The 9,253-nt window shown below is 30.1% G+C and carries 11 protein-coding genes; all 11 read right to left on the reverse strand.

The window, feature by feature from the left end:
- Positions 1-22: 22 nt before the first annotated feature.
- The 11 genes from radC to RWY47_RS08230 all read right to left on the reverse strand — a co-directional run bounded on the left by radC (position 23) and on the right by RWY47_RS08230 (position 9,161).
- Complete coding sequence (gene radC, locus RWY47_RS08180; protein ID WP_025161248.1) at positions 23-682, reverse strand: RadC family protein; 660 nt, start codon at positions 680-682, stop codon at positions 23-25.
- Positions 683-738: 56 nt separating this feature from the next.
- Positions 739-1,317 (reverse strand): Maf family protein, encoded by a 579-nt coding sequence (locus tag RWY47_RS08185; protein WP_021428644.1) that lies wholly within the window; start codon positions 1,315-1,317, stop codon positions 739-741.
- A gap of 157 nt (positions 1,318-1,474) precedes the next feature.
- Positions 1,475-2,446: an RnfABCDGE type electron transport complex subunit B gene (locus tag RWY47_RS08190; RefSeq protein WP_150886380.1), complete on the reverse strand. Its 972-nt coding sequence runs from the start codon at positions 2,444-2,446 to the stop codon at positions 1,475-1,477.
- 16 nt (positions 2,447-2,462) lie between these two features.
- Positions 2,463-3,038: an electron transport complex subunit RsxA gene (gene rsxA / locus RWY47_RS08195; RefSeq protein ID WP_021428592.1), complete on the reverse strand. Its 576-nt coding sequence runs from the start codon at positions 3,036-3,038 to the stop codon at positions 2,463-2,465.
- 11 nt (positions 3,039-3,049) lie between these two features.
- Positions 3,050-3,646 carry an electron transport complex subunit RsxE gene (gene rsxE, locus RWY47_RS08200; RefSeq protein WP_053831344.1) on the reverse strand — a complete coding sequence of 199 codons (597 nt, stop codon included), beginning with the start codon at positions 3,644-3,646 and terminating at the stop codon, positions 3,050-3,052.
- A 3-nt stretch (positions 3,647-3,649) separates the two neighbouring features.
- Positions 3,650-4,225, reverse strand: a complete 576-nt coding sequence (locus tag RWY47_RS08205) for an RnfABCDGE type electron transport complex subunit G (protein WP_021428604.1) — start codon at positions 4,223-4,225, stop codon at positions 3,650-3,652.
- Positions 4,225-5,205, reverse strand: coding sequence for an RnfABCDGE type electron transport complex subunit D (locus RWY47_RS08210; protein WP_021428620.1), 981 nt, complete (start codon positions 5,203-5,205; stop codon positions 4,225-4,227). Before RWY47_RS08210 ends, RWY47_RS08205 begins: the two co-directional genes overlap by 1 nt.
- Before the next feature lie 18 nt (positions 5,206-5,223).
- Positions 5,224-6,558 carry an electron transport complex subunit RsxC gene (gene rsxC, locus RWY47_RS08215; protein ID WP_021428648.1) on the reverse strand — a complete coding sequence of 445 codons (1,335 nt, stop codon included), beginning with the start codon at positions 6,556-6,558 and terminating at the stop codon, positions 5,224-5,226.
- Positions 6,559-6,723: 165 nt separating this feature from the next.
- The gene (locus RWY47_RS08220) at positions 6,724-7,668 is read right to left on the reverse strand and encodes an SPOR domain-containing protein (protein ID WP_021428629.1); all 945 of its coding nucleotides are present in this window, start codon (positions 7,666-7,668) and stop codon (positions 6,724-6,726) included.
- 62 nt (positions 7,669-7,730) lie between these two features.
- Positions 7,731-8,483 (reverse strand): endonuclease/exonuclease/phosphatase family protein, encoded by a 753-nt coding sequence (locus tag RWY47_RS08225; protein WP_021428587.1) that lies wholly within the window; start codon positions 8,481-8,483, stop codon positions 7,731-7,733.
- A 69-nt stretch (positions 8,484-8,552) separates the two neighbouring features.
- Complete coding sequence (locus tag RWY47_RS08230; RefSeq protein WP_224170449.1) at positions 8,553-9,161, reverse strand: hypothetical protein; 609 nt, start codon at positions 9,159-9,161, stop codon at positions 8,553-8,555.
- Positions 9,162-9,253: the final 92 nt, after the last annotated feature.

Consider the following 9,253-nt stretch of genomic DNA (forward strand, 5'->3'; position numbering starts at 1 on the left):
AAGCTCCTTTCACATATATCCATCAAATTATCATATTTTCCTTAAAACTGTAATAAAGCCCATCACCTATTATTATATGGTCTATGACTTCAATACCTATTAATTCGCCACATTTTACTAATCTAGACGTTACATTCTTATCTTCACGAGATGGTTCTATACTTCCTGATGGATGGTTATGCATAAGAATAATTTTGTTACTACTTCTTTTTATAGCTTCTCTAAACACTTCTCTCGGATGAACCACTGACATGTTAAGAGTCCCTATAGAAACATCAATATCACATATTATTTCGTTTTTTGTATTCAAAAGAATCGTTTTAAAAACCTCTTTATTTAAATACCGTAAACTATCCATGTAATATTTATAAATATCCCATGGGTTTGTGATTTTATATTTTGTAGGTTTTGCACTCGCTATTCTTATACCTAATTCTAAAGATGCTTTTATTTGTGCTGCTTTAGATAGCCCTATGCCATCAATTTCACATAACTCTTGTATAGTTATGTCCTTTAACCATCTTATTCCTTGTCGATCTTTATTTATTATATAATTTGCTAATTCTAAAACACTTTGTTTTTTAGTTCCTGTCCTCAAAATGATTGCTAATAATTCAGCATTAGATAAGCTTTTTTCTCCTTGTGTAAGCATTTTTTCTCTAGGTCTTTCTTCTAATGCCATCTCCTTTACACTAATACATAAACTTGATGACCCCATAAAAAATTACCTCCCTAGATTTATTTAAAAAGATTTATATTGAAATTTATTTTAAGGATATCACTTAACTTTGATATTGGTAATCCAACTATATTAAAATAATCTCCCTTTATTTCTTCAACTAGTAGAGCTCCATATCCCTGTATCCCGTAAGATCCAGCTTTATCTAAACACTCTTTAGTACTTATGTAATCCTTTATATCTTGGTCAGTTAATTTTTTAAATTTAACATTACTTATAGCATAGTCCACTATCTTTTTTTCATTTTCTAAGTTTACTATGCTCATTCCTGTTATTACTTGATGTTCTCTATTTGATAATTTGCTTAACGTATTAAAAGCTTCTTCTTCATTTTTAGGTTTCCCTAAAATTTCATTGTCTAAAACAACAATAGTGTCAGCTCCAATAACTAAATCACTTGGATTATTTTGAGCAACACTCATACATTTTTCAAATGCTAGTCTTAAAACTAGTTGTATAGGCTCCTCATTTTCAAATATTCTTTCATCTATATCGCTAGTTATGACAGAAAATTTAAGATTTGTATTTTCTAAAATTTCTTTTCTTCTAGGCGATCCTGATGCCAATATTATATTCATTAATTCACCTCTTTTTTGATACTTATTTAGTTTATCATTATATTGTAAAAAATTCAACGTTAATGTCGAACGTTTTTGTTACACTCTAGTTACAATTTTTATTTTTTCTAAAAAAATAGGAGATATGGATAATATCCATATCTCTATAATATCCACATTATAAAATTTTAATAGCCTTTTTAGGACATTTTTGAACACATAGGTGACATCCTACACATTTGTCTGTATCTACCTTATGCTTTTCTTTTAACTCTCCTGAAATTGCATCAAACTTACATTGTTTTTTACATATAGTACAACCTACACACTTGTCTTCTTCAATTGTAACTTTTTTTCTATCATTTAAATTACCCTTTATAGCTTTTGTTGGACATTTTTCAACGCAAATCATACATTGTACGCATTTACTATAATCTATTTTAGCTATTTTATCTTCTACATGTATAGCATCAAACGGACATGATTTTGCACATATTCCACAACCTATACACCCTACACTACACTTATCTTTTACTGTTTTCCCAAAATCTTTACTGTTACAAGATACAAATACTTTGTTTTTAACAGGTTTTTCATTTATTAATCCCTTAGGACAAACATCCATACACTTACCACAAAGCACACATTTTTCTTCATCTATAACAGCTACTCCATCTATCAATTTAATTGCATCAAACTGACAAACACTTACACATGTTCCAAGCCCTAAACATCCATATTTACAATCTTTAGAACCTCCATTTAAAGCACTTGCTGCTCTACAATCATTTATACCTTCATATAAATATTTTTCTTTTGAAACAGAGCAATTTCCGCTACATATAATATTAGCTACTTTCTTTTCCCCTGCTTCTGATGATACACCCATTATCTCTCCTATTTTAGCTGCACATTCGCTACCTCCAACAGGACAACCATTTACAGGTGCATTTCCTTCAACTATAGCACTTGCTAAACCTCCACATCCTGGGAATCCACATCCTCCACAGTTTGCTCCAGGTAATACTTCAAGTATTGATTCTACTCTTTCATCAACTTCAACCGCAAACTTCTTAGAAGCATACGCTAAAATTGCTCCAAATATTAAACCCATTACACCTAAAACTAAAATTGAATTAATTATAGCCAATTATCTCACCCCTAACTTATAGCTTTATAAGCCCTGCAAAGCCTAAAAATGCTATAGACATTAAACTTGCTGATATTAGTGTTATTGGAAATCCTTTAAAGCTTTCAGGAATATCTGCTAATTCTAATCTTTCTCTTATCCCTGCAAATAAAACTATAGCTAAAGTAAATCCTACACCTGCTCCAAATCCATTTACCATAGTTTCAACTAAGTTATATCCATTTTGAACATTAACTAAAGCTATACCTAAAACTGCACAGTTTGTAGTTATAAGGGGTAAAAATACTCCTAGTGCTTGGTATAAAGATGGACTCATTTTTTGTATTACCATTTCAACAAACTGAACTATAGATGCTATTACTAATATAAACGCTATTGTTTGTAAAAATTGATTATTAGTTATTTCTAATATTTTTTGTACGAAATATGTTATAAAAGATGCTAGAGTTAAAACAAATGTAACTGCAACACCCATTCCTACTGCTGTATCTACTTTTTTAGAAACTCCCAAGAATGGACAAATACCTAAAAACTGAGATGTTATAACATTGTTAACTAATACAACACTTAAAAATAAAAGTATTAAATTCATATATATCCCTCCTAATTAGCTTTCTTATCTTTTAATTTATTAAACCCTGCAAGTAAAAATCCTAATGTTAGGAAAGCTCCTGGCGGTAATATAAATAATAAAGCTGGTTGGAAAGATGCTCCGAATAGCGCAAATCCAAATAAACTACCATTTCCAAGTATTTCTCTTATTGCTCCTAATGCTGTTAATGATAACGCAAATCCAAGACCCATACCTAATCCGTCAGCTGCTGACTCAACTGGTTTATTTTTAGATGCAAAACTCTCTGCACGAGCTAATATTATACAGTTAACAACTATTAATGGTATAAATAACCCTAGTGCTTTATCAAGTGCTGGTATATATGCTTTAAGCAACATTCCAACCATAGTAACAAATGTTGCGATTACTACTACGAAAGCCGGTATTCTTATCTTAGATGGCACAACTTTTCTCATCATCGATATAGCCACATTTGAACAAATTAGCACTGCTGTAGTAGAAAGACCCATTCCTAATCCATTTATAGCTGAAGTTGTAACTGCTAATGTAGGACACATACCTATTACTTGAACAAGCGTTGGGTTTTCATCTATTAATCCATTTTTAATTATTTTTCCTAAACCCATGTTTTATTCCCCCGTTCCATTAATTGATATAAGTTTTTGTTCATATACATCCATAGCTGCATTTACACCAGCTGTTACAGCCTTAGAAGTTATAGTTGCTCCAGATATAGCCACTATATCATTTTCATTGCTAGCATTTCCCTTTACTACGTTTAATGGAGTTTTAGTGCTTTTACCATTGTATTGATCTTTAAATGAAGGATCTGCTGACTTTGATCCAAGTCCTGGTGTTTCTGTATGGTTACCTATCTTTACGCCTGAGATTTTACCATCATTAGAAATTCCAACCATAACTTCAACTTTACCTCCATAACCTTTAGGTGTTGTCTTTATAGTGTATCCAACTACTTCTCCACCTTTTGTACCTTGGTAAACTTCTTCTATTAAATCACCCTTTACATCTTTTACTTCACTAAATTCTTCAGCTACTTGAAGAACTTCTTGTCTAGATTCATTATTAGCTTGAATATTTCTTTGTTCTATAACTGGTGCAGTTATATTATTTGTTAAGCTTAGCATAAGTGATGCTACAGCACATATTACAAATAATATAGCCCCTAATCTAAATATATCTTTCATTATTTAGCCACCTCCCCAAATACTCTTGGTCTAGTGTATTTATCAATAAGAGGAGTCATTACGTTTACAAATAGTATAGAGTAAGATACTCCTTCTGGATAACCTCCATAAAGTCTTATTACTGTAGTTATAACCCCTGCTACTATTGCATATATAATTTGACCTTTTTTAGTCATAGGAGAAGTTGTATAGTCTGTAAGCATAAAGAATGCTCCTAACATAAGTCCTCCAGCTACCATTTGATACATTACAAACTCAAAATTAAATCCACCTAATATAAACATTAATATTGCTACTGTAGCTATATAAAACACAGGAATTACGTAATTGATTATACCTTTGTACATTAAGTATAATCCCCCTAGTATAAGTAATATCGCAGATGTTTCACCTATACATCCACCTATATTACCTACAAACATATCAAAAAGGCTTACTCCACCACTGTTTAATACATTTATACCTTCAGCTCCTGCTTTTAATGCAGCTAACGGTGTTGCTGTTGTAACTGCGTCTAAATTCCCTGAATTAACCCAGTTTACTCCAGTTTTTGTCCACGTAGTCATAGCTACTGGAAATGATGCTAGTAAGAATGCTCTTGCCCCTAATGCAGGGTTTATAAAGTTATTTCCTATTCCACCAAATACCATTTTTACAATTATTATTGCAAATGCTGAACCTGCTAAACACATCCACCATGGAAGAGATGCAGGAACATTGAATGCCAATAACAATCCTGTTACGACAGCTGAGTAGTCGCCAATAGTAGATTCTTTTTTGCTTATTTTTTGGCATATCCATTCAAAACCTACAGCTCCTAATATGCACCAAAACATTACGTTAATAGCACTCAATCTAAAGAAATATATACCAGCTAACGCTGCAGGTAAAAGAGCTATTATAACTTGTTTCATTATATATGATGTATCTTCATTACTTCTCACATGTGGAGAAGATGACACTATTAGTTTGTTATCCATCATATTTCCCCCTAACTTTTACTTATTTGATTGCTTTCTTTTTAATGCAATGATTTCTTTTTTAGCTACTCTAATTGATTGAAGTAGAGGTCTTCTTGCTGGACATATAAATGAACATGATCCACACTCTATACAATCTAGCGCTCTAAATTTTTCAGATGATTCAAAATCTCCTTTTAAGCTATATGCACTTATGTATAACGGTTGTAAAAATGCTGGACAGACATCTAGACACTTACCACATCTTAAACAGTTATTAGGTTTAGGAATAGTAGCTTCAGCTTCATCTAAACATAATATTCCTGATGTACCCTTATTAGTAGGTATGTTTGTAGTGTATTGAGCTATCCCCATCATAGGTCCACCCATTATTATTTTTCCAACTTTTTTATCAGTTTTAAGTCCTCCACACTCTTCTATGATTTCAGAGAAAAGTGTACCTACTTTAGTTACAAGATTTTTTGGTTCTTGTATACAATTTCCAGTTATAGTTGTTATCCTTTCTACAAGAGGCATACCTGTTTTTATAGTTTTTGCTATTTGTGCAGCTGTACCTACATTGTTTACAACAGCTCCTGCATCCATTGGAAGTCCACCTGATGGTACTTCTCTATTTGTGCAAGCATATATAAGTTGTTTTTCTGCACCTTGAGGGTATTTAACTTCAAGACCTACAACTTCTATATTATTTATTTTACTTGCAACTTTCGTAATAGCCTCTATTGCATCTGGCTTATTTACTTCTATTCCTATGTACCCTTTATCTACATTTAATGCCTTCATAAGAACTTGTAATCCAAATACAACATCTTCTGGGTTTTCAATCATTAATCTGTGATCTGCCGTTAAATATGGCTCACATTCTGCTCCATTTAATATGACAAAATCTATCTTTTTATCTGGAGGTGGAGAAATTTTTACATGTGTTGGGAATGTAGCTCCTCCCATTCCAACAATACCTGCTTCTTTGATACTTTCTATTATTTCTTCTTTTGTTAAACTTTCTAAACTCCCTTTAGGCTTAACACTTTCGTGCACAGTGTTTTTGAAATCGTTTTCTATTATTACACATGTGCTTACTCCCCCAGGAACGTCAATATCTTTTATTCCTATTACTGTTCCTGACACTGATGAATGAATGTTTGCAGATACAAAACCTTGCATTTCACCAATCTTTTGACCTACACAAACCACATCACCTAATTTTACTATAGGTTTTGCTGGTGCTCCTATGTGTTGTTGCATTGAAATGTATACAACTTTAGGATCTTTAGCTTTTTCTAGCGGTTTGTTGTTGGTATACTCTTTTCTGTATGGAGGATGTATCCCTCCTTTGAAAGTTAAGAGCTTCATACTTCTACCCCCTTATGGCTTAATTTAAACTTTTTTCTATTATAAGTATACTATATCCATAGTAATATTTTAACAATCGTTAAAATATTATCTTACTTTTAATCTAAAAAATTACTTTTTTCTAGAATCTTTTCAAAATAAAAAAAGTTGTTTTTTAAACAACTTTTAAATAGATTTAATAGAATTTATAAAGCTATAATATCCTTGCATAGATGACATTAGTAAACTTTCACTTATATTAAATTGGTCTTTTTCTACCATTTCCATGCTATTTTTTGATTTATCTTTTACAGACTCTGTATACTTTAGTAGATTATCCTTAAATCCTTTCATCCCATCATAATCAATATCTTTTGCATTTTTTTCTATTTTATCTAAGATAGATATCCTATTATTAATTATATTTTTATAGTTTTCTTTATCTATATTACTTTCATTTTTATCCCATACTTTAGATTCTTCTTCAAAGTTAGTTATTAAATTATTTAACTCCCCACATATACTTTCTACATAAGAATATTTTTCTGTATACTGCAAGCTAAGCATAGGTATTTCTAATTTAGTTACAAAAGCATCTGGAAAATCTTTTTTTAATGTCTCTAAATTCTTTCTGCTTTCTTCTTCTTTAAATGAAGGATATGTTTGAACCTTTTGAACTTTATCTACTTCAACAGTAGAAAATGGTACTTTTAATTCACTTAATTTATTTTGTATTTGCTTTAACTCTTCTTCATTATCTATTGCAGCTATTTGAATTGAATATATTCCCCAATCTTTAACAGTTGCTACTTTTGCATTTTCATTACTAACATTTGATACTTCTTGTTCTTTTTTAACTTCTTTGTCTTTACTTTTATCTTCTGTCTTTGCTTCTGTTTTTGAATCATCGCCTTTTCCTAATAAGTCTTTATATGAAAATTCTTTAAATCCTAACTCTTTTTTATTGAAAATATTTAAACTGCTTATCTTTTCTGTAAAACTAAAATCAGATTTTTTTATAAAGAATGCTCCTCCTGCTAATACAACTACAACTAGTCCTACAGTTATACCTTTTGATATATGGTTTCTTCTTCTATTCATACCTCTATAGATATTTCTTCTCTTATTCATTAGTTTGTCCCCCCGTTTAAATATATTTACTAATATATATTCAAGAAAAAAATAATTTATTCCTAAATTTTAAACTTTGATACTATAGGATAATGATCTGACATGTTTTTCATTAATACATCGTAATCTATAACTTCAATATCTGGTGAAACTAAAATATAGTCGATTCTATCTAATGCAGTTGAAAATGTTAGCGTGTTATCTTTATTCACCTTTGTTGCTGCATCTTTAAAAATCTCTTCATTTATATTCATATTGCCATCATTAAAATCGCCTACAACTATGTATGGATCCTCTAAGTTTTTAACAAAAGCTTCTACTTCTTTTAGTTGTTTTGCTCTTTCTGTATCATTTAGTCCTAAGTGTAAATTTATGATATTTAATTTTCTTCCAAGTCCTAATTTAACCACAGTATGTAGCATTCCCCTTTGCTCCGTTTTGCTACTTAAATATATGTGGTTCTGGCTTATTATTTTGTATTTAGAGTATGTTGCAAGTCCATAATTTGCCCCTAATTTAACTACATTTGCTCCAAAATGAGAGTACATATCCAAGTCTTCTTTTAAACTACTTACTTGAAATCCTGCTTTTGCTGATTCATTTACTTCTTGTAAACATATAATATCTGCATTTTCTATTCTTAAAAAATCAATTATATCAAATAAACTGGGAAACATATCTTTATTTAAACCACTATGTATATTATAACTAACTATTTTCACTTCCTTTTTTGGTGTAAATTTATTCACTTCTAAAAAGCAACTTCCAATAACTATTATAATTATAAAGATTATAGCCCATAGCTTTTTTATCATTTTGTAATCATCCCCTAAATCTAATTGATTCTAGTTGTTAAAAAACTTAAGACGCTAATATATAGCGCCTTAGTTTTTAATTTTACTTAGTTTATCCTTTATTATGCAGTTTATAACTTTTTTTCTTATATCTTCTGCACCTTCTTCTTCTTTAGTATCTATATTTAGGATTTTTGCAATAGACTTCATATCATTTCTTGCCCTTGACTTATAATTTTCAATTAGATAATTTTTAATTTTTTCTGGCTCTAATATATAAGTGCTGTTTTTCTTTGTATAGTATATATATTTTTTATTGTAATAATCTTTATTTTCATATATATTAGTCGATACTTTTTTTAATAGTATCTTATATGATTGTTTCGCATTTACATTCATTCCTAAATATCTAGCAAATTTTATTAACTCTGCTTTTGATTTGAAAATTTCTTCGCCTTTAATTATTTTTGCAATCTCACTTATATTTTGTTTATATGCTCCTCTTTTTAAAGTTTTTATATATGTTTGTACATTTAAATCTTCATCATGAAACTCACTTATACTTTCATCTATAACCGAATTTATCTTACCTTCAATATACCTCAAAGCCCCTTTATTAGAGGTTGAGCCTTGAAATTCTTTTTGGGTCATATCAAGTATAATTTTTTTTAGGTCCTCATTATGTTCTATAGGCTCCATGATATCCCCCCCTTTGATACTTCTATTATATTCAATCAATCAATAAAAGTTTCTTTTTATAAGTATTATATAGTTTTATATATGTATTAATC

It is taken from the genome of Paraclostridium sp. MRS3W1 (genome assembly GCF_032465715.1).
In the GTDB taxonomy this organism is placed as follows: domain Bacteria; phylum Bacillota; class Clostridia; order Peptostreptococcales; family Peptostreptococcaceae; genus Paraclostridium; species Paraclostridium dentum.

What these genes read in the sequence shown, in the direction of transcription:
- RWY47_RS08210 (WP_021428620.1), bottom strand. Translation starts at nt 5,205, where the DNA reads ATGGATAACAAACTAATAGTGTCATCTTCTCCACATGTGAGAAGTAAT.
- radC (WP_025161248.1), bottom strand. Translation starts at nt 682, where the DNA reads ATGGCATTAGAAGAAAGACCTAGAGAAAAAATGCTTACACAAGGAGAA.
- RWY47_RS08205 (WP_021428604.1), bottom strand. Translation starts at nt 4,225, where the DNA reads ATGAAAGATATATTTAGATTAGGGGCTATATTATTTGTAATATGTGCT.
- rsxC (WP_021428648.1), bottom strand. Translation starts at nt 6,558, where the DNA reads ATGAAGCTCTTAACTTTCAAAGGAGGGATACATCCTCCATACAGAAAA.
- RWY47_RS08230 (WP_224170449.1), bottom strand. Translation starts at nt 9,161, where the DNA reads ATGGAGCCTATAGAACATAATGAGGACCTAAAAAAAATTATACTTGAT.
- RWY47_RS08185 (WP_021428644.1), bottom strand. Translation starts at nt 1,317, where the DNA reads ATGAATATAATATTGGCATCAGGATCGCCTAGAAGAAAAGAAATTTTA.
- RWY47_RS08220 (WP_021428629.1), bottom strand. Translation starts at nt 7,668, where the DNA reads ATGAATAAGAGAAGAAATATCTATAGAGGTATGAATAGAAGAAGAAAC.
- rsxA (WP_021428592.1), bottom strand. Translation starts at nt 3,038, where the DNA reads ATGAATTTAATACTTTTATTTTTAAGTGTTGTATTAGTTAACAATGTT.
- RWY47_RS08225 (WP_021428587.1), bottom strand. Translation starts at nt 8,483, where the DNA reads ATGATAAAAAAGCTATGGGCTATAATCTTTATAATTATAATAGTTATT.
- rsxE (WP_053831344.1), bottom strand. Translation starts at nt 3,646, where the DNA reads ATGGGTTTAGGAAAAATAATTAAAAATGGATTAATAGATGAAAACCCA.